Raw genomic sequence first — 19,961 nt, 5'->3', positions numbered from 1 at the left:
CATTAATTTTCAAAATAAAAATTTCATTCCATAAGGTACTAATATGCTAATAAGTATCCCTGTTACAATCATCGTTACCGAACCGATAGTTGCTTCTTTCTCTCCTTCTTTCACTAGACGACTCACACCAATGATATGCGATGCGCAGCCCATCCCAACTCCTTTTCCAATTGTACTTGTTATACGGAAAAGTTTAAGTACTGTCGGTCCTATGATAGCACCTGTTATTCCCGCAACAACTACAAAACTAGCAGTCATAGATGGAATACCCCCAATTTGTTCGGCTAATGAAATTGCAATAGGCATCGTCGCTAATTGCGGGATAGTTGTTAATATAAGTTCCTTATCTATATTCAACATTTCCCCAATCACTACATTCAAACTTATTAAAGCCACTATACCGATTACTACCCCAACAAGTATCGATAAGAAGTTTTTCATAAGTATTTTTCGTTCCTTAAATAGTGGTATTGCTAAAGCTACAATCGCAGGGCTCAAGAAACTGGAAAGAATATCTCCCCCATTTTCCTTATAATCTTGATGAGAGATCCCGAAAATAAGGAATATGCAAATCATAATTGCCGTAACTGTTAACACCGGTAAAGTAAATGGAAACGTAAATTTTTTATATAGCTTTGTCGCCAATAAATAAATCACTACAGTAATAAAAATTAAGACCATTTGAATAGCGCACCTTATCAATTTTATTTTTTAGATGTTATTAATAATTGACTTACATAACCTGAAATAATCAATGTTACTAAAGTACTTACAACAACTAGAAAGAACATAATACTACCCTTACTTAAAAGAAATGAACCGTATTCCATTAGCCCCGTCGTTGAAGGAATTAAAAATAAAGGTAAAAATACTATTAGCTTTTCTGCACCTATCTCAAACCATTTTAATGGCAAAATGCGAGTAGAAAGAAGCAGAAAAAGAATTAACATTCCTATTAAACTTCCTGGCATAGATAGATGAAATACTTCCTGAATCCATACACCAACCAAACTAAACATATATAGGACTCCTACTTGAAGTAAAAGCTTCAAAAACTTCAATTGCTACTCCCCATTTCAATACCAAATCCCCACAATTTATTATTGAATCTGGTTTAATGTCTCTGCAAATCTTGTAATTCCAAGCTGAATTTGTTCGACATTCGCTCTGCCAAAAGTAAATCGTATATATTCACTTTTCGAACCTAGGACGCTTCCTGGGACAAATGCTACACCATTGCGTATAGATTCACCTAATAAATGGTATTCATCAAACGTTCCTTGCACTTTACACCATAAATGTATTCCGCCCTCTGGAACAAAAAATTCAACCTGGTCCCCTAATATTTCTTCAAGCTTTCTAATTAACTCATCTCTTCTTTGCTTCAGTTGTCCACGAAGCATCGTAATATGCGTATGAAAATCCTCAGATTCTAAAAATTGGTTCGCTACCCACTGTGTAAATACACTATGACCAAAATCAACTTGCTGCTTCGCATCTGCCAATCGCTCAATTACGCGCGTGGGGCCAATTACCCAACCAATACGTAATCCTGATGCAACAATTTTTGATAATGAGCTTACATAAAGAACATTCCCATTTTGATCCATCGATTTCAATGTTGGATTCACTTCTCCATTAAAAGAAGTCAAACTATACGGATCATCTTCTACAATCGGTATACCAAATTCAGAAGATAGTTCCAAAACTTTTTTACGTCTTGCCAACGAAAGTACCGTTCCAGTTGGATTTTGATAATCTGGATTTAAAAACACCATACGAATGCGATGCTTTTTGTGCAAATCGATTAAGTCATCGGGATTCATTCCATGCTCATCAACTGGTAAACGGAATATGTTTAAACCTGCTGATTTAAACATCGGAAGTGAATAACAATAGGAAGGGTCCTCAATTGCAATCGCATCGCCAGGCTTTAACAGACATTGAACGATAAGATTAAGTGCCTGCTGAGCTCCAGATGTAATAAGAATAGAACTTGCATCTGCTTCTATTTGTTTATATTGCTCGACATGTGCCGCAATTGTTTTTCGCAACATTTCATTTCCAAGTGGATGGTCATAACCGAGATTTTCCATAAATGTTTTCTCCGACAAAATTGTTCGAAATCTATCACTCGGAATTAATTCTGGTGACAATTCACCACTCGCTAAATTGATTAAATCATCTTTTTGTGTTTCCGTTCGAATTTGTTGAACAAGTGGTACATTAGGCAAGAACGATCCATCCTCAACGTACCTACCCCAGTTCGGTATTCGTTTATGTGACACACCCCATATGTCTGTATTCACCCGGGTGCCGCTTCCTTTTTGCCGTTCTACTACCCCAAGTGATTTTAATTCCTCATAAGCAGCTACTACCGTACTCCGGTTCACTTGTAACTCCTGTGCTAACATACGCTCAGAAGGTAATTTTCTATCAGAAGGGAATTCACCGGTAGAAATGCCTCTTTCAATGTAATCAGCAATTTGTTTATAAACTGGTATCTTATTTTCACGATTCGGTTGCCATTCCATTTAGTTCCCTCCTCTCCAAGCAGGTGTCCTGAATTCATTAATAATAGTATTCACTGTGAAAATGGTATTAATCAAGCGCATGATTTAAAAATGTCTCAACCGTCACATTAAAACTAGTAGGCTGTTCTAAATAAGGCAAGTGCCCACTATCTTTCAACTCAACGAAAGTCACGTTTCTCAGGTGTTTTTCAAATTCTCTCACATACTTTTCCGGAACAAAATAATCATTCTCTCCTCGTATTATTAATGCAGGACATGCAATGTTAGAGAGGTATGGTCTTTGATCGTAATCAACTAATTCAGCGAATAGCCTTTGAATATGCATTGGATTAATAGTTTGTAGGGATTGATGAAATCCTCGGACAATTGCATCATTATCTTCTACTCCCATTGCGCTCAATAACGTATCCGCCCAAGTTTTCCCTTTATCATGCAAGCTAAGTAAATCATATACTTCAAGTCGTTCTTTACGATCGGCCGGTTCTAAATAGGGAAATGCATTTACAACAATTAATCTAGAAACAAAACCTGGATATTGAATAGCAAAATCGATACCAACTCTAGCTCCCTTTGAAAGACCGCAAATTGTTACTGATTTTAGCTTTAAATGACTACATAACTCATATAAAACATTTGAATATTCTTTAAAGCTAATCTCCATCCCTTCAGATTTCCCATGCCCAGGTAAATCGAGTGAGATTACGCTCCATTTCTTCTTGAAGTATTTTCTTTGATATAACCAATTATTCGAATTCCCTCCAAGACCGTGCAAAAATAATATGACAGGACCCGATCCTTCTATATTGTAAAAAACCTTTCGATTCTTATATTCAAAATACATATTCATCACCTTCAGATGTAGCATCACATATTTTTATCTTTGAATGAATATATCCAAAACGGTTCTCTTTCTAACCACTCAACTGTGCCTGAAATACCGTCTTCATACTCTCTTTCCAGCTCATCCACTTTAGTTGTAAATTGTGATGCATGTGCTCGTAATGCCTCCAATTTTTTCGGAACATATTTTTTCACTCCATTTTTAAAATCTGGAGGTCCTATTTCGTCTTCATGATTTTTCGAAAAAGCTACAGCATAAAAGGCTGGTCGTTTACTTTCCGAAATATTAGCTAAGGCCTCTACTACTGCTTCCCCTGTTGCATCATGATCTGGATGAACTGCATAGCCAGGATAGAAGGAAATAACTACAGAAGGATTCAATTCTTCAATACAGTTTTGAATCAAGCTTCTTAATTTTCCAGGCTCTTCAAATTCAAGAGTTTTATCACGATATCCCATCATACGTAAATCTTCAATCCCTAAAATATTTGTAGCTCGCTTTAACTCTTTCTCTCTAATAGTATATAAAGATTCACGAGTTGCAAAAGGTGGATTCCCCATCGCTCTCCCCATTTCACCAAGTGTTAAGCAAACATAGGTAAGAGGGATTTTCTGCTCAGTATAAGCCAAAATTGTGCCAGCCACACAATACGACTCATCATCTGGATGCGGGAAAACAACTAAAACATGGCGCTCATTTTTCATCAATGCATTAACTCCTTCATCATATACAAACTCTATAAAATAACGACCGCATACCAAGTAACTCCCACAAGAAGCCCTAAAAGAAGAATGATATAGATAGCAGATAAGTTTTTTACATTCCTCTTTGTAGACTTACCGTAATTCTCTTCTACATTTCGTGCGACTAGTACGGTCCCAAACAGCGATACGATTACAATAATAACCACTAGTGAAATTGCAAAATTCATTGTCTTTTCACCTCTCTAAGGCCAGTCTATTTTTATTAAGAACTTCCTCTTTAAAACGTTAATAACATACTACCTTTCTTCTCTTATCATAATAGATGTTTGCCAAAAACGGACCAACCAATTTTGTATTTTTTTGCTCATCCACTTTGAAAATAAAAAGCAATTGATCTCCTAGGATCAGTTGCTTTTTACAAGGCTAATCATATTCAGCTTCACTTAAAATTAATGCGATTTAAAAGTTTAGTCTTTTCACAATGAAACATCGATTGAGATAACTCAAAAATGATTAAAGATTCCTCTTTTGCATCTTACATATCATATGAAAACAAACACATTTATCCTCTCAATCGACATAGCTAGTTCCTCCCTTCACTAATTTGTTATACACTAAGAAAATAACAAACAAACTATTCGTTAGCAGGTGAAAGAATATGTATGATGTTACAATTATCGGCGCTGGAGTAAGTAGCATTTTTATGGCTTATTCACTAGCTAAAAGTAACAAAAAGGTTTTAATTCTTGATAAAGGTAAAGCGCTAGAAGATCGCCATTGTCCTTTAGACGAAGGAAAAGCGTGTAATTGTACTACATGTGATAAATATTTTGGATTTGCTGGTTTAGGAAAATCTGAAGGGAAATTTAATTATACAAACGGATTTGGTGGAGAACTTGAGCAAAAAGTTGGTAAAGAAAGCTCTATACAACTCATGGCTGAAGTAGATGAAATTCTATGTCAGTTCGGAGGAAATTCAGTTTCAAAATATTCTACAGAAAATCCAAATCTCAATAAGAGAGCTGAATCGTGCGGTTTACAAATGCTAACAACCGAAGTAAGACATCTTGGTACTACACTTTCAAGTAACATTTTTCAGCAGCTCTATGAATTTTTACTTACGAAAATAGATATCCAATTTCATATAGATGTAGAGGATATCATGAAACAGAAAAATCATTTTAAAATAGAGACAAATCAAGGAATAGTTCAATCTAAGCAAATCGTATTTGCAACAGGACGTTCCGGGGCGGATTGGTTAAAAGAAATGTGCACTTCTCTAAATATTTCTCAAGAGCAAACTCGTGTAGATTTAGGTATTAGAGTAGAGATGAAAGAACACCAATTACGTTCTATATTAAAAGATACATTTGAGACGAAGCTTTCTTATGAGCATGAACTTTTCACAGCAACTACGTACTGTATGAATCCAAAAGGACGCATTATTCGAAAGTACGAAGACGGCTTGATTATGCCTGACGGTCAAAATTTCCGAGAGCAAGAAACTGGCACTTCTAACTTAAATTTCACTTTATTTATCCCGCGCTATTTTCCAACTCTCAAAGAAGCAAATGTATACGCAAGTTCAATTATTAAAAGCATTAACCAAGGACGAGATCGGATTGTTATACAGCGCTTAGAGGACTTAATAAAGAAACAACCTACTACAGAAAAAGATATGAAACATAATCGTATACAACCTACACTACACGGAGATTATGGAGACTTGAATAAAGAAATTCCTCCATTATATATTGAAGGACTCAAAAAATTTTTATTACGTTTAGAACAATTTATCCAAGAACCTATCGATCAAGATACTTTATTATATGGAATTGATGGCAAGTTCTACGCTCCTACAATAAAAATCAATAACCATTTTGAAACAAGTATGAATGGGCTATTTTTAATTGGAGATTGTTCAGGCGTCACTCATTCATTATCTCAAGCAGCCGCAAGCGGTCTGTATGTCGGAAAACACTTGTCTGACATTTAATCGCTATAATTTAAATACCAATCAAACATTTTGAGTTTCACCAGTACTCTACTTATGTAGTAATAGCATGAATAAAATACTTCCCGCGCTACTGATTAACCCACAAAGAATCGAGATTTTACAAGATACATATTTAATATAACCATGTATGTAAAACTATTGACATTTAATTCTAACAAATTGAATGTCAATAGTTTTAAAAGTCTCTATTCATTTTCACTTTTATTTGTTCGATATTTTGTAACATCGCCGTAGTGTTTAATATGTTAGGATGTCTATAAGTATTTTTTACTACAACTATGACTTTTTCTGCTCCGTTTCTAAAAAATTAGATTTATGTTACTTCGCTTTAAAATTCTCCATTGTATGTATATGAATACTTCAAATTATTACCTTTAGAAAAATATAATCTAAATGGTTCACCAAACTCTAATAGTTATAAAAATATAATATATAACCTCAGTTAAATAAACTCTATAAAGAAGGTGTAAAAATGAAGAATAAAATAAATTTACAAATGCAAAATATAAGCTTTGTTATAATAATTGCTTTAGCAGTATGGTTAAAAACATATCTTATTACGCGATTCAGTTTTGATTTAAAAATTGAGTCTTCTACACAAGAACTTATTTTGTTTATTAGCCCTCTCGCTGCATCGTTAGCATTTGTTGGATTAGCATTATTTGCAACCGGTGAAAAGAGAAATTATATAGCGCTATGTATTAATCTCTTATTAACAATCGTACTTGTTGGGAATGTAATGTTCTATGATTTTTATAATGATTTCGTTACGTTACCAGTACTTGGACAAACATCAAACTTTGGCCAATTAGGCGGCAGTATTATAGAAATATTGAACTACAAAATTATGCTCGCATTCGTAGACATTATTTTCTTCTTTATTTTATTAAAAAAGAAAGCAATAGTCTTTAAAACAGAACGTGTAACTCATTCTGCACGCTTATTATATTTTCTTTTAACGATTGGTGTATTTTTTGCGAATCTACATCTTGCAGAAAAAGAACGACCTGAATTATTAACGAGATCCTTCGACCGCGTAATGCTTGTGAAAAATTTAGGACTATACACTCATCAAGTATATGATTTAACACTCCAAGTAAAAGCAGGATCCCAAAAGGCACTTGCAGATAGTAGTAAATTACAAGAAACTGAAAACTACGTAAAAGCAAACCAAAGTGAACCAAATCCTAATATGTTTGGTGCAGCGAAAGGAAAAAACGTAATTGTCGTTACTCTTGAATCCTTGCAAACCTTTTTAATAGGTGCATCCGTCAATGGTCAAGAAGTTACACCGTTCTTGAATGAATTCATAAATGAAAGCTATTACTTTGATAACTTTTTCCACCAAACTGGGCAAGGAAAAACATCAGATTCTGAATTTCTAATAGATACATCGTTGTATCCATTAAATCGAGGAGCTGTATTCTTCACGCACGGTAACAACGATTATACTGCGACTCCAGAAATTTTACGTCAGCAAGGCTATTTCACTTCTGTATTCCATGCGAATAACGCAACATTTTGGAATCGTAATATCATGTACTCTGCTCTTGGTTATGATCGTTACTATAATGAACTTGATTACAAAATTACGCCCGAAACAAATTTAAATTGGGGATTAAAAGATATTGAATACTTTGATCAATCAGTAGATATATTAAAAACTGTTGATCAACCATTTTACGCTCGTTTCCTTACTTTAACAAACCATTATCCATTTACGTATGATGAAGATACAAAATTCATTGAACCATATAACTCTGGTAATGGCGTATTTGATCGTTACATCGTAACAGCTCGTTACTTAGACGAATCAATTAAAAAATTTATTGAGCGTTTAAAAGCTGAGGGGCTTTATGATGATTCTATTATTGTGTTATACGGTGATCATTATGGCATTTCCGAAAAACATAATCGCGCAATGGCGCAGTTTTTAGAAAAAGATCAAATAACAGAATTTGATACTTTAAATTTACAACGTACACCTTTATATATTCATGTCCCTGGACAAACAGAAGGTCAAACTATTTCAAAGCCTACGGGACAAATCGATATGAAACCTACTATTCTAAATTTATTAGGGATTGATACTACTAACGATATCCGTTTTGGCCATGATATGTTTTCAGATGAATATACCGGTTTTGTTGTTTTACGTGATGGTAGCTTTATTACAGACAAGTATGCATACAAAAACAACACTTTCTATGACCGCATAACAGGTGAAATTGTAGATTTACCAAAAAAAGAAGCACAAGCACTCATTAACCGTGCACAAAATGAGTTACGAATGTCTGACAAAATTATTGAAGGCGATTTATTACGTTTCTCAGAAAGTAATAAAATTAAAACTGGTGAAGTACAAACTAAAATTAAAGAGACTGAAAAATAATCTTAATATGAAAAGGGAGCAACTCATTACAGTTGCTCCCTTTTACTCTCTTATAACACATGATTCAATTTCATATAAAAAACCTCATATATTTTACTTTTATTCTGCGCTTGTTTCTAAAGTTACATCTGTATAGGTATTATCATCACCTATATTTAAAATTACTTCACATTGACGTAATCTCAATTCAAAGAGCTTTATAGGATCATGGTAAACTTCAGGGGTTGATTTCATTTTATGCAGTTTATCTTGTTTTTCTTTTATTTCTAAATGAGTGTTTTTTACAGCTTGTTCCAACGCGCCAAATGGATTTCTAAAGAACATATTAATATCCCGCTCTTGTGTATTTTCAAACAGCTCAAATTGCAAGAAAAACTTCTTCATAATAGAAGCCGTTACATCGGTATAATCTTCATTTTCTAAATACTGTTTGTATTTGTTATATAGCATAGCTTTATTTTTAGGAAGAACTCCAAATAATTTACCGGCACTTTTCAGTAAAAATTGCGCTGGTGTAAATCGACGTAAAATATTTACCTCTTCCATTTGTATTCTAGTTGTCATTCTATCAGTATCTCTGCGCCAGTCATCAATTACTTTAAAGTCACATTCTAACTGTATTCGATTTTCTCCAAATAAAGAATTAAGCCCTTCACTGGTTTCTTCTAAGTACAATTGACTTTGAAGGAGCTCGTTATTAGAAGTTGCAATCCAATTTTGCATAGAGCGAGTAATATTAGGTAATACAGTTTGTTCTAGATATTGTTGCACTCTTTCATTCATCGCTGTGTTTAGTTCAATATCAATGTGACCAAAATCGCTTTCTTCACTAATTAAATCGGAACAACTCTGCAATAGTTTCGGAATATGTTCTGTAAGATCATTAGTAATTTCGTTTTTCATCGTACGATATGATTCTGTAATTAAATGAATTTTTTCCTTCTCAAAAGCAGTAAGGTTATTAATACAACCATTAAGTTTAACTAACATATCTTCATTCCAATTAATAGAATCCACTAGATTATTTTCCCTCTCGACGCGTTTATCCAAAAGATATGTAATTGTTTTTCGAATGAAAAACAATAGCTTTTCAGTACGTTCTGCATCGATATTTTTATAGTTAAAGTTAAAATGAATAAACTCAGTTAAATCGTTTAATTGTTTACTATTTGTATATAACGAAGAATAAGGGAAAACTCTTGCATTAGGGAAATATGTATTTATTCTCACTTGCGTATCTTGTATAACTCTTTTTGCTTCTGCTTCATTGTAAATGTTATCGATTTTATTTAATAGGAAATGAACTTGTAGATTTGGTGTATGTTCTTGAATACTTAATAGAATGTCACGTTCTTTGTCAGTAAAAGGTGAATCCGCATTCAATACGAATAATAATTCATCTACAGAATTTAAATATTCAAACACCTCATCTCTCGCATCATTGTTCCTATTAAAGCTAGGTGTAACAACGAATGTAAGTTTGTTTTTACTTAAAAATCTGCATGGTAATTTAAATTCAACACATGCTCTATCTCTATATGTTTGACGGTGCACTGCCATCATGTTATGGAAATCAGAGAAATTCTCAGTTGTTGTAATTTCCGAATCTGTTATAGCGTTAATTTCTGTATAAGCGTCATTTTTAAAAACAACCACATTTGAGATTGAGTTTTCTAATATATTTTCTCCTAAAATAGAGTTAATAAACGACGCTTTTCCGTTTCCTGAAGTTCCAGTTACTAATAGGCGATTTGTTCTTAAATCTGCAAGCTCGCCAACTAACCAGCTAAATCGGTGACCCATTTCTAAATCATGTTCTTGTGCCCAGTGTGTAATAGATTCAAAAAGATGTAAACTATACTCTAAGCCATTCACATGATTAATAGAATATGACAGTAGGTTTTCCGCGTCTTTTATATCCGCTGAATCTATTTTAGAAGGAAAAATCTCATCCCATGCCAATACTGCTGCAGATGGAAATACAGCATGAGAGGGATTGACTACTTTTAACCAATTTGTTAACAGATTTGGAATGATATCGTGTAATTGTCTAAGCATATATTGACCTTGAATTAATTCAAAGTATGTTTCTTCGTAAAGTGAAGAAATTTTGTCCCATATATCGGACGAATGTATTTCGATATGTATAAAAAATTCATTTATTGTGTTAAGCCATAATAAGTAATTTTGTTCATCTTTATAGCTGCGCCAAAGTGATGAAACTATTTGCGTAAATTGTACTTGATCTACATTATTTAATGTTACTAATACTTTATAAAAATAATCTGGTGAAATATTTTTAGTAAATCCTTTATCGATATATTCTTTTAGAACCTCAAACCATGGATAAGATTCTGTTCGAATTAACTCGTTCACAGCCAGCTCTACTGCACTATCAAAATCTTGCTGTTCTTCATAAAAGGAACGTGCAATTGTTGTGACGTTTGGATAATCGGGATTTAAAGAAACCGCTTCTTTTATAACAGCGAAAGCTGAATCAAAATTATTTTGCTCGATGTAAAGAGACAGTAATTGCAGTACAATTTCGGTCATAAGTATTTTGTTATCAGTAGTAATGGAAGTATACACATTTTCAGCAACTGATAATTGGTTAAGTTCGAAGTAAGCATCCGCAATATTTTTTTGTGCCCATGGCGCTAATTCATTACTAACTTTCTCCCATTTAAAAATAGCTGCTTCAAAATCTTGATGGTGATAATAAAATTCACCTTGTGCAAAACGAATATAAGATCCATCAGAAATCTCATTTTTTTCTTCGTTTACATAAGCTTCTCCAAGTACTTGAAGAGGTGGATGTGTTTCGTTCTCCATTAGGAATGTTTCATAATACATCTTTTTTATTAATTGTTTTCTATTCTCATCTTTTCCCCCACTATATCTTAAAAATGCATTTTTAAGATATGTCAATACTTTTTTTATGTATGCTTTTTATCTTAACAAAGAATTTCTTTTGGAAAATTTCATTTTCCTTTCATTTTTCAAGTAAGATTGAATTTTTATGAGAAAAGTTTCAGTTCTTTTTCAATTCCCTTTCAGTTGTGAAACAACATTAAGTGTTCCTAATAACCTAATAACACTATAATATTCCGCATTATATTATCAGGAAAATCCTATATAAGTCACATTATAAAAACAATCTATAACGAATATATATGCATTGTTTGATTCGCTGACAAACAAAAAAACCTCACATAATAGTTGTTAAATGAACCTATATGCCACGTTTCTTCAGAATTTCAGATACATCACAAAAACTTAAAAAACAACAATATTAGTCAACGGCTTTTCATACAATATCTTTCTCGAATTGTTTTTCTATAAAATATTCCAGTAGTTATGTAATTAAATTCCATTAACCTATATAAATAACTAGTCCAAAAAAATATATATGCATATCATGTTATAGTAAAGAATTTAGGAAACCCTAAAAAGGAGGCATTTTCATGTTTGAAGATAAATCTAAAATAAATTACCCATATGAATTTACCGAAACTACAACAATTCCTCTAAAAAACCCCATTGATAAAAAATTCAAAAACGGTACAGATACACATAATTTCCCCATTAAGAAGCATTACAAAGAGCAAGTTCTATATACTGAAAAAATTAATAATAATAATAAAAATAAATAATCGTATAGATCCTTATTTCGCCCCAGCATAGTTACGTTTTTAGCAATGTATAGATCTTTATTATACAATTCACGTACCTTTTAAAAAGTGCTGATCTACAGCGCTTTTTTATACATAGATAAATTTAAGCTAACGTAGCCAAGAAATAAACTACTTACAATCTTAAGTATGATATGCTCAAATTTAAATAAACTGCAAAATTACTCCGCCATATTCTCGTTTAACAATTAATTCTACATATTAAAAGGGAGCAACAGTAAATGTTGCTCCCTTTTGAAACCTAGTTTTATTATCCCTACATAACCCTCTTAAACATCTTCTCCAATTCATAAGTAGAATGATGCACAAGAATCGGTCTCCCGTGCGGGCATGTGTAAGGATTTGTTGTTGTACGTAGTTCTTCAAGTAAAGCAAATATTTGATCGTTCGTTAAATATTGATTTGCTTTAATCGATGCTTTACAGCTCATCATGATGGCTGCTTCTTCACGTAACTTTTTAATATCAACTTTTTTTAGTTTGACGACTTGTTCCATCATTTCATCGATAATTTCTGTTTCTTGACCTTTCGGGAACCACGTTGGGTGCGAGCGGACGATAAAGGATTGATGGCCAAACTGCTCTAAAAATAGTCCAACTTTTTTTAATTCTTCTAACTGCTCTTCGACACGCAAAAATTCAGTAAGAGATAAATCAATGCGGTACGGTACAAGTAACTCTTGTACTTCTTGCGTAACTCGTCCCACTTTATCACGGAAATATTCATAATTGATGCGTTCCTGCGCTGCGTGCTGATCAATCATATATAAGCCTTTATCATTTTGAGCGAAAATATAGGTTCCGTGCATTTGTCCAATTGGATAAAGCGGTGGTAAGTCATTACCGTTCATTTCAATCTCTTTTATTTCGTAAACTTCTTCTTCCAATTCCTCTAATTCAAAATCGTCATCGTTGCTGTTCCATGATTTCTCTTCTCGAATTGGTTCTTCAATTATCGGTTTAGTAGATGGCTGCCAACTTTGTTCTTCTCTTATGAGCGATTGTGGTGGCTGCCATTCTTGTTTCGGAGGTTGCCAAAGTTTTGCTGGCTGTTTCACAGTTGTTGGTTCTTCTTGTTTCTCATCCATGCCAGTCGGTAAAACGATGTTTGGCATGGATGGTTCTTTCGGCTTCGTATGCTCAAACTGGAATTGTCCTTGCACACTTTCATCTTTTTCTTTTTTCTTCGTTGTTACACCTGCATCTGGAATGAGCTGTATTTTTTTGAATGCAGCTTGCAGTGTTTCTTCGATGAGCTTTAGCAATTCTTGTTCTTTACTAAAACGAACTTCTAATTTCGCTGGATGTACGTTAACGTCAACAAGCATTGGGTCCATTTCAATCGATAAGAAGCCGATTGGGTATCGTCCAACTGGCAGTAATGTATGGTATCCTTGCTGAACTGCTTTCATTAATACGAAATTTCGAACGTAACGACCATTTACGATCGTTGACATATAATTACGAGACGCTCTCGTTACTTCTGGTAATGTTACATACCCTTTAATTGTGAAGTCTAAAGATTCGGCTTCAATTGGAATAAGCTTCTTCGCAACTTGAATGCTGTAAATCGATGCAAGTACTTGTCTTACATCACCATTTCCTGACGTATGAAGCAATTTCTTTTCATTATGAAACAGTTTTAGCGATACTTCTGGATGAGACATTGCAATGCGATATACAATATCTGTAATATTCCCAAGCTCTGTATGAATCGTTTTCATATATTTAAGACGTGCTGGTGTATTAAAGAATAAGTTTTGAACTGTAATATCCGTTCCTTTTCGGCTCGCTGTTTTCTCTTGTTTTATAATGTCTCCACCTTTAATAATAAGGTGTGTACCAGGCGCATCACCTGTGCTTGTAATTAATTCCAATTCACTTACAGAGGCAATACTCGGTAGGGCCTCTCCGCGGAAACCGAGCGTTCTTATACGAAATAGATCATTTTCATCTTTAATTTTGCTCGTTGCGTGGCGTTCAAATGCAACGATACAATCTTCTTCTGCAATGCCATCTCCATTATCAATGATGCGAATTTTCGATAACCCAGCTTCTTCTAAGTGGATTTCAATAGATGTACTATTCGCATCGATGGAATTTTCCACGAGTTCTTTTACAACTGAGGCAGGGCGCTCTACTACTTCCCCTGCCGCAATTAAGTTAGAGAGTTGATCATCGAGTTTGCGAATTTTCCCCATCTACTTACTCATCCTTTCTTTAACTTTTTTTGTAAACGATACAGTTCGTTCATCGCTTCTAAAGGTGTCATATCGAGTAAATCAATTTTTTTAATTTGTGCAAGTACTGCCGTTTCTTTTTGATCTAACACAAGCTTGTCTTGTTTCTTCGAAGACTGTTCTCCTCCAAAGAAAGATAGTTGCGATTCTTCTTCAGTCTCTTCTTGCTTTTCTTGTATTTCTGCTTGTTCTTCTTTTACAACTACAGGTTCTGGAGCAACTTCTTGCACTTGAACGTTCACTTCTGTGCGCTTTGGAATAATAGTTTCTTCCTGTCCTTCTAGTTGTGCTAACACTTCTTTCGCGCGAGCGATTAAGCTATCTGGAAGCTCAGCAAGTTGAGCAACGTGAATTCCGTAACTTTTATCAGCCGCTCCATCTTGAATTTTATGAAGGAAAACTACTTTTCCATTCTCTTCAATTGCTGAAACATGTACATTTTTTAGTTGGTCTAAACTTTCTTCTAACACCGTTAATTCATGATAATGTGTAGAGAATAATGTTTTCGCACCAATTTGGTCATGAATATGTTCAATGATTGCTTGTGCAAGTGCCATACCATCATACGTAGATGTACCGCGTCCAATTTCATCGAATAAAATTAAACTTCTTTCTGATGCATTTGCAATTGCATTTTTCGCTTCTAACATTTCAACCATAAATGTACTTTGACCTGAGATTAAATCATCCGCTGCACCAATTCTCGTAAAGATTTGATCGAATACAGGTAATACCGCTTCTGTTGCTGGTACGAAACAACCGATTTGCGACATAACAGTTACAAGTGCTAATTGTCTCATATACGTACTTTTACCAGACATGTTCGGTCCTGTAATTAAAAAGACATCCATCTTCTCCGGCATAATACAATCATTCGGTACATACAATTTCCCGTTCAATACTTTTTCAACGACAGGATGACGGCCATCTTTAATAAAGATTTCGCGCTTAGTTGTTAAAACAGGTTTTACAAACTGCTCTTCTTCACTAACTGTCGCAAAACTTTGCAGTACGTCTAGTTCACTAATTACTTTCGCTAAATGCTGTAATTTCGGAATGAATACTTTGACTTCTTCGCGAAGTGCTGTAAATAAATCGTATTCTAATTGTACAATTTTCTCTTCTGCTTCTAAGATTAATGTTTCTTTTTCTTTTAATTCATCTGTTATGAAACGCTCTGCATTTGCAAGTGTTTGTTTTCGCTCATAGCGCCCTTCTGGAAGTGCTGCAAGATTCGCCTTCGTCACTTCAATGTAGTAGCCGAAAATACGGTTGTACCCGATTTTTAACGATTTAACCCCTGTAATATCACGTTCTCGTTTTTCAAGCTCAGCGATCCACGTTTTCCCGTTTTTACTAACGTAACGATATTGATCAAGCTTGTCATTATAACCGTCTTTAATAATATCTCCATCTTTAATAGAAAGCGGTGGGTTTTCTTGAATACTTCTTCCTAGCAATTCTGTTAAGCTCTCACATGGATCTGCACCTTGAATTAATCTAGCTGCATAAGCATTATCTAACAGACTAATCGCTTCTAAAATAGCTGGCACTTGAAGTAAAGAGCGTCTTAACTGTAATAAGTCCCGTGCATTTACATTACCAAATGCAACTTTCCCTGCTAAACGTTCTAAATCATATACTTCTTTTAACTTTTCTTTTAAATCTTCACGTAAGAAGTAATCATTTACAAACGTTTCAACCATTTCTAAACGCTCTTCAACTTTTTCTTTCTGAATAAGTGGGCGTTCCATCCACTGTTTTAACATCCGACCACCCATAGCTGTTTTCGTTTTATCTAATAGCCATAATAATGATCCTGTTTTTTCTTTTGTTCGAAGTGTTTCTGTCAGTTCTAAATTTCGCTTTGAATGCACATCAATTTTCATAAACTGGTTCGTATAATAAATTTCCACTGGTTGCAAGTGATCTAATGAACGTTTTTGTGTTCTTATCACATAGTTAAATAAGCGTCCAATTGCTTTAATTAACTTTGCTTGTGAAACATTTTTCACAAGGTGTTCTAATCCTTCAGGAATAGTTGTTGCATCTTCATACGAAATCGTCATTTTTAATGTTTCAGTTAATTTATTTAATTCATCTTTTGAAAATGTAGAGTCTACAACAATTTCTTTTGAACCAGTTGCATACACTTCTAATAAAATATCTTCTACTGAACCTGTTAACAACGTCACTGTATTTTGTCCAGTCGTTAAGTCATTACAAGCTAGCGCATAAGATCCATCTTCGAAATGTGTTAATGCTGCTAAGAAGTTATTCTCTTTCTCGTCTATTGTACGCCCTTCCATCATCGTTCCTGGCGTAATTAGTTGTACTACTTCACGACGTACTACACCTTTAGCTGTTTTTGGATCTTCCACTTGCTCACAAACAGCTACTTTATATCCTTTTTCAACAAGTTGTTCAATATAATTTTTAGCTGCATGATGCGGTACACCGCACATTGGTATACGATCACTACTACCACCATCTCGGCTCGTTAATGTAATTTCAAGTTCATGAGCTGCTTTAACCGCATCTTCAAAGAACATTTCATAAAAATCACCTAATCGGAAAAATAAAAAGGCATCTTGATAGTCTGCCTTAACCTTTAAGTATTGCTGTATCATAGGGGTATATTGCGTCATGTCTTTCCTCCATAATTCTTACATAATAATCTATATTCATATATGTCACACTTCACGGACACCCATATCTCCTATTTCAGGAGTCTTTCCTCATTATAGCACATTTCATAAGAAATCATGTTCATTCAGCACCACTTATGTAATGTAAAAAGCTAGGAAGAACTTCTCCCTAGCTTTCTATTACTCTTCTTCTGCATCGACGATAAAGTTCGGATCTAATTCTTCAAACTCATCATCATCGATTTGAAAATCCTCGTCTGATTCTACGCAACCTTCAGGATTTACACTTACACAAATTTTCGTTTCTCCAACTACTTCTGTTACAAATTCACGTTCTACCGTCACAACAATTTTATTACCATTTGGTGATACAAGAGCTTCTAAACAATTTGGCGGTTGAATTACACGAGCAATAATTTCTAAATCGTCACCCGAGAAGTTTTTATCACGATACCCAATGCTTACTTCGTCAGTGTAGTTAACACGTTCTGTTACAACTTCGGTCTTTGTGTTTCCATCAAATGAATACCAAGTGTTTACATCATAGAAACCTTCAATTTCCACATGTTTTCCATTCTTTCTCGCTTCGTACGAATGGTTAATTACCCAGCACCCTAAAATACTTGTTGGCTCATTATTCGATTCACATGTATGCGTTGACTTTGTATACTTACGTCCTTTTCCAACCACTGCTTTTGTAATAATCTCTCTAAATTCGGACATTCGTAACCCTCCTCAATCACTATTCACTTAATCATATGCGTGACAATAGCGGAATGTGTCATTCTTTTTTTGAGAAGAATTTACGTTATAACCCATAAAAAAAAGAGATGTCAATAAGACATCTCTTTAACAACCACAATTTCCTTTTTTACTTTCTACTGCTGCACCAGTTTCACCCTTCAACACATCGCCACCAGTTGAAGCTAATACTTCATCTGTTACATTGTTAGAAATCGTACTAGCAACTAGCTGCAGTAAATCATTTACATATGTTTGTGAAGATTTAAACTCCTGTACAACTGGGATACTATCTAAATTATCTTGAAGCGCATCAATTTCAGCTTCTACTTTTTTCAAAGCTTCCCATTTCCCATAATGTTGCAAGTTTACTGCTTGTTTTTGCAAAGCTTTAATTTCATCAATTGCTCGCTTTACATTTTCATTTTTATGAATTTGTGCTTCTGCTCGCTTAAAGAAGTCGACTTCTTCTGTTTCAGAGATCATTTTCGCTAATTCTTTCGCTTGCTCAACAATTTCATCTTTCGTATATACTTTCATCTATTATTTCACCTCAATCGGCTCCTTAACCAATTCCCCGTTAAGTGACCAAGTTTTTGCTTCTGTTATTTTTACTTTCACAAGCTGACCAATTAAAGATTTTGAAGCAACGAAGTTTACAAGTTTATTCGTACGTGTATACCCCGCAAGTACTTCAGGATTATTTTTACTTTCTCCATCAACTAATACTTCTACAATTTGCCCTATATAACGCTTATTCTTATTAACAGCATATTCATTCACTAGTGTATTTAAGCGTTGTAATCGCTCTTTCTTCACTTCCATCGGCACATTATCTTTCATTTTTGCAGCTGGTGTACCCTCGCGCGGGGAATAAATAAATGTAAATGCCGTATCAAATCCTACTTCACGATATAGCGACATCGTTTCTTCAAATTGCTCATCCGTTTCATTTGGGAAACCAACGATAATATCCGTTGTTAGGACTGCATTCGGAATCGTTTCTTTAATTTTTCGTACAAGCTCTAAATAATGCTCACGCGAATATTTACGCGCCATAATTTTAAGCATATCTGTACTACCAGATTGAACTGGTAAGTGGATATGTTCTACGAGGTTACCACCTTTTCCAAGAACATCAATTAAATGATCGTCAAAATCACGTGGATGACTTGTTGTAAAACGAATACGTGCGATATCGATTTTACGAAGTTCATCCATTAAATCGCCAAGACCATATTGTATATCTTCAAAGTCTTTACCGTATGCGTTTACGTTTTGTCCAAGTAACGTAATTTCTTTATAACCGTTCGCTGCTAAATGGCGAATTTCTTTAATAATATCTTCTGGACGTCTGCTGCGCTCTTTTCCGCGTGTATACGGTACAATACAATATGTACAGAACTTATCACAGCCATACATAATATTTACCCAAGCTTTAATATCACCACGACGTACTTTCGGAAGGTTTTCAATTACGTCCCCTTCTTTTGACCAAACTTCAACCACCGTCTCTTTTGAGAACATTGCGTCCTTTAAGATATACGGTAATCTATGAATATTATGTGTACCAAACACCATATCTACATGCTGATTTTTTTGCATAATTTTATTTACAACAGATTCCTCTTGAGACATACAACCACATACACCAATTAAAAGATCCGGGTTTCTTCGCTTTAATGATTTTAAATGACCAAGTTCACCGAACACTTTATTTTCAGCATTTTCACGGATTGCACAAGTATTTAATAAAATGATATCGGCCTCTTCAGTTGAAAAAGTTGGCTCATATCCAAGTGTTGTAAAAATCCCCGCCATTACTTCAGTATCATGCTCATTCATTTGGCAGCCATATGTACGAATGTAAAACTTTCTTCCTGCGCCAAAATTGCGGAACTCTTCAGGTAAGCCAAAATCTCGTTCAATTTTAACTTCTTCTTTCCCACGCTTTTTTGCATCTTTCAAGGAAGGTGGTTGGTATACACTTTCAAAGTATTTACTATAATCTTTCTCTTCTTTTTTCGTAGAGGAATTTGCTTGTCGACTTGCTAATCGTTGTTGCTCGTTCATCGGTAATCTCCTTTCACCCTTAACTATACACACTCTGTAGTCCATTTTAATGCGCTTAGACCCATCTCAATGATGTTAGA

15 protein-coding genes and 1 pseudogene are annotated in these 19,961 nt (G+C 34.4%); 3 read left to right on the top strand and 13 right to left on the bottom strand.

Annotated features, from left to right (window positions below; all coding sequences use genetic code 11):
* Nucleotides 1-9 precede the first annotated feature (9 nt).
* From CDB3_RS05735 to CDB3_RS32025, 7 genes and pseudogenes are all read right to left on the bottom strand, one after another.
* Complete coding sequence (locus CDB3_RS05735; RefSeq protein ID WP_098988356.1) at nucleotides 10-681, bottom strand: LrgB family protein; 672 nt, start codon at nucleotides 679-681, stop codon at nucleotides 10-12.
* Between the two features lie 23 nt (nucleotides 682-704).
* Entirely contained in the window at nucleotides 705-1,061 is a 357-nt protein-coding gene (locus tag CDB3_RS05730) for a CidA/LrgA family holin-like protein (protein ID WP_033710841.1), read from the bottom strand.
* Nucleotides 1,062-1,100: 39 nt separating this feature from the next.
* Nucleotides 1,101-2,534 (bottom strand): MocR-like pyridoxine biosynthesis transcription factor PdxR, encoded by a 1,434-nt coding sequence (pdxR, locus tag CDB3_RS05725; protein WP_128853716.1) that lies wholly within the window; start codon nucleotides 2,532-2,534, stop codon nucleotides 1,101-1,103.
* A gap of 67 nt (nucleotides 2,535-2,601) precedes the next feature.
* Nucleotides 2,602-3,399, bottom strand: coding sequence for an alpha/beta fold hydrolase (locus CDB3_RS05720; RefSeq protein ID WP_128853752.1), 798 nt, complete (start codon nucleotides 3,397-3,399; stop codon nucleotides 2,602-2,604).
* Nucleotides 3,399-4,079 (bottom strand): bacillithiol biosynthesis deacetylase BshB2, encoded by a 681-nt coding sequence (gene bshB2, locus CDB3_RS05715; protein WP_128853751.1) that lies wholly within the window; start codon nucleotides 4,077-4,079, stop codon nucleotides 3,399-3,401. Before bshB2 ends, CDB3_RS05720 begins: the two co-directional genes overlap by 1 nt.
* A gap of 32 nt (nucleotides 4,080-4,111) precedes the next feature.
* The gene (locus tag CDB3_RS05710; protein WP_128853715.1) at nucleotides 4,112-4,306 is read right to left on the bottom strand and encodes a hypothetical protein; all 195 of its coding nucleotides are present in this window, start codon (nucleotides 4,304-4,306) and stop codon (nucleotides 4,112-4,114) included.
* A 212-nt stretch (nucleotides 4,307-4,518) separates the two neighbouring features.
* Nucleotides 4,519-4,590, bottom strand: a pseudogene (locus CDB3_RS32025) (GntR family transcriptional regulator); the annotation flags it as partial.
* 147 nt (nucleotides 4,591-4,737) lie between these two features.
* Between CDB3_RS32025 and CDB3_RS05705 the strand changes: the two are divergent.
* Together CDB3_RS05705 and CDB3_RS05700 are read left to right on the top strand one after the other, a co-directional pair.
* Nucleotides 4,738-6,075, top strand: a complete 1,338-nt coding sequence (locus CDB3_RS05705; RefSeq protein ID WP_128853714.1) for an NAD(P)/FAD-dependent oxidoreductase — start codon at nucleotides 4,738-4,740, stop codon at nucleotides 6,073-6,075.
* A gap of 493 nt (nucleotides 6,076-6,568) precedes the next feature.
* Nucleotides 6,569-8,488, top strand: a complete 1,920-nt coding sequence (locus CDB3_RS05700; protein ID WP_128853713.1) for an LTA synthase family protein — start codon at nucleotides 6,569-6,571, stop codon at nucleotides 8,486-8,488.
* 99 nt (nucleotides 8,489-8,587) lie between these two features.
* On the opposite strand, the gene CDB3_RS05695 is transcribed toward CDB3_RS05700, so the two are convergent.
* The gene (locus tag CDB3_RS05695; RefSeq protein WP_256869630.1) at nucleotides 8,588-11,320 is read right to left on the bottom strand and encodes a dynamin family protein; all 2,733 of its coding nucleotides are present in this window, start codon (nucleotides 11,318-11,320) and stop codon (nucleotides 8,588-8,590) included.
* Between the two features lie 632 nt (nucleotides 11,321-11,952).
* On the opposite strand from CDB3_RS05695, the gene CDB3_RS05690 reads away from it, so the two are divergent.
* Entirely contained in the window at nucleotides 11,953-12,141 is a 189-nt protein-coding gene (locus CDB3_RS05690; RefSeq protein WP_128853712.1) for a hypothetical protein, read from the top strand.
* Nucleotides 12,142-12,436: 295 nt separating this feature from the next.
* Here CDB3_RS05690 and mutL read toward each other — a convergent pair whose 3' ends face one another.
* The 5 genes from mutL to miaB form a co-directional block, all read right to left on the bottom strand.
* Nucleotides 12,437-14,380 (bottom strand): DNA mismatch repair endonuclease MutL, encoded by a 1,944-nt coding sequence (gene mutL / locus CDB3_RS05685; protein WP_128853711.1) that lies wholly within the window; start codon nucleotides 14,378-14,380, stop codon nucleotides 12,437-12,439.
* A gap of 8 nt (nucleotides 14,381-14,388) precedes the next feature.
* Nucleotides 14,389-17,067, bottom strand: coding sequence for a DNA mismatch repair protein MutS (mutS, locus tag CDB3_RS05680; RefSeq protein WP_128853710.1), 2,679 nt, complete (start codon nucleotides 17,065-17,067; stop codon nucleotides 14,389-14,391).
* Between the two features lie 180 nt (nucleotides 17,068-17,247).
* A complete protein-coding gene (cotE, locus tag CDB3_RS05675; RefSeq protein WP_001288800.1) occupies nucleotides 17,248-17,790 on the bottom strand; it encodes an outer spore coat protein CotE in 543 nt (180 codons plus the stop codon).
* A 126-nt stretch (nucleotides 17,791-17,916) separates the two neighbouring features.
* Nucleotides 17,917-18,348 carry a YlbF/YmcA family competence regulator gene (locus CDB3_RS05670; RefSeq protein ID WP_071746750.1) on the bottom strand — a complete coding sequence of 144 codons (432 nt, stop codon included), beginning with the start codon at nucleotides 18,346-18,348 and terminating at the stop codon, nucleotides 17,917-17,919.
* A gap of 3 nt (nucleotides 18,349-18,351) precedes the next feature.
* On the bottom strand, nucleotides 18,352-19,881 hold the full coding sequence (miaB, locus tag CDB3_RS05665) for a tRNA (N6-isopentenyl adenosine(37)-C2)-methylthiotransferase MiaB (protein WP_128853709.1): 1,530 nt from the start codon (nucleotides 19,879-19,881) through the stop codon (nucleotides 18,352-18,354).
* Between the last annotated feature and the right edge of the window lie 80 nt (nucleotides 19,882-19,961).

It is taken from the genome of Bacillus sp. CDB3 (assembly GCF_002081505.1).
GTDB classification, from domain to species: Bacteria; Bacillota; Bacilli; order Bacillales; family Bacillaceae_G; genus Bacillus_A; species Bacillus_A cereus_AT.
Note: the sequence above shows the minus strand (reverse complement) of the source record. Positions and strands in the feature narration are given on the sequence as shown.

Bases quoted from the DNA above. Each gene is read 5' to 3' on its own strand.
- CDB3_RS05735 (WP_098988356.1), bottom strand. From the start codon at position 681: ATGGTCTTAATTTTTATTACTGTAGTGATTTATTTATTGGCGACAAAG.
- pdxR (WP_128853716.1), bottom strand. From the start codon at position 2,534: ATGGAATGGCAACCGAATCGTGAAAATAAGATACCAGTTTATAAACAA.
- CDB3_RS05720 (WP_128853752.1), bottom strand. From the start codon at position 3,399: ATGCTACATCTGAAGGTGATGAATATGTATTTTGAATATAAGAATCGA.
- bshB2 (WP_128853751.1), bottom strand. From the start codon at position 4,079: ATGAAAAATGAGCGCCATGTTTTAGTTGTTTTCCCGCATCCAGATGAT.
- CDB3_RS05710 (WP_128853715.1), bottom strand. From the start codon at position 4,306: ATGAATTTTGCAATTTCACTAGTGGTTATTATTGTAATCGTATCGCTG.
- CDB3_RS05705 (WP_128853714.1), top strand. From the start codon at position 4,738: ATGTATGATGTTACAATTATCGGCGCTGGAGTAAGTAGCATTTTTATG.
- CDB3_RS05700 (WP_128853713.1), top strand. From the start codon at position 6,569: ATGAAGAATAAAATAAATTTACAAATGCAAAATATAAGCTTTGTTATA.
- CDB3_RS05695 (WP_256869630.1), bottom strand. From the start codon at position 11,320: ATGGAGAACGAAACACATCCACCTCTTCAAGTACTTGGAGAAGCTTAT.
- CDB3_RS05690 (WP_128853712.1), top strand. From the start codon at position 11,953: ATGTTTGAAGATAAATCTAAAATAAATTACCCATATGAATTTACCGAA.
- mutL (WP_128853711.1), bottom strand. From the start codon at position 14,380: ATGGGGAAAATTCGCAAACTCGATGATCAACTCTCTAACTTAATTGCG.
- mutS (WP_128853710.1), bottom strand. From the start codon at position 17,067: ATGACGCAATATACCCCTATGATACAGCAATACTTAAAGGTTAAGGCA.
- cotE (WP_001288800.1), bottom strand. From the start codon at position 17,790: ATGTCCGAATTTAGAGAGATTATTACAAAAGCAGTGGTTGGAAAAGGA.
- CDB3_RS05670 (WP_071746750.1), bottom strand. From the start codon at position 18,348: ATGAAAGTATATACGAAAGATGAAATTGTTGAGCAAGCGAAAGAATTA.
- miaB (WP_128853709.1), bottom strand. From the start codon at position 19,881: ATGAACGAGCAACAACGATTAGCAAGTCGACAAGCAAATTCCTCTACG.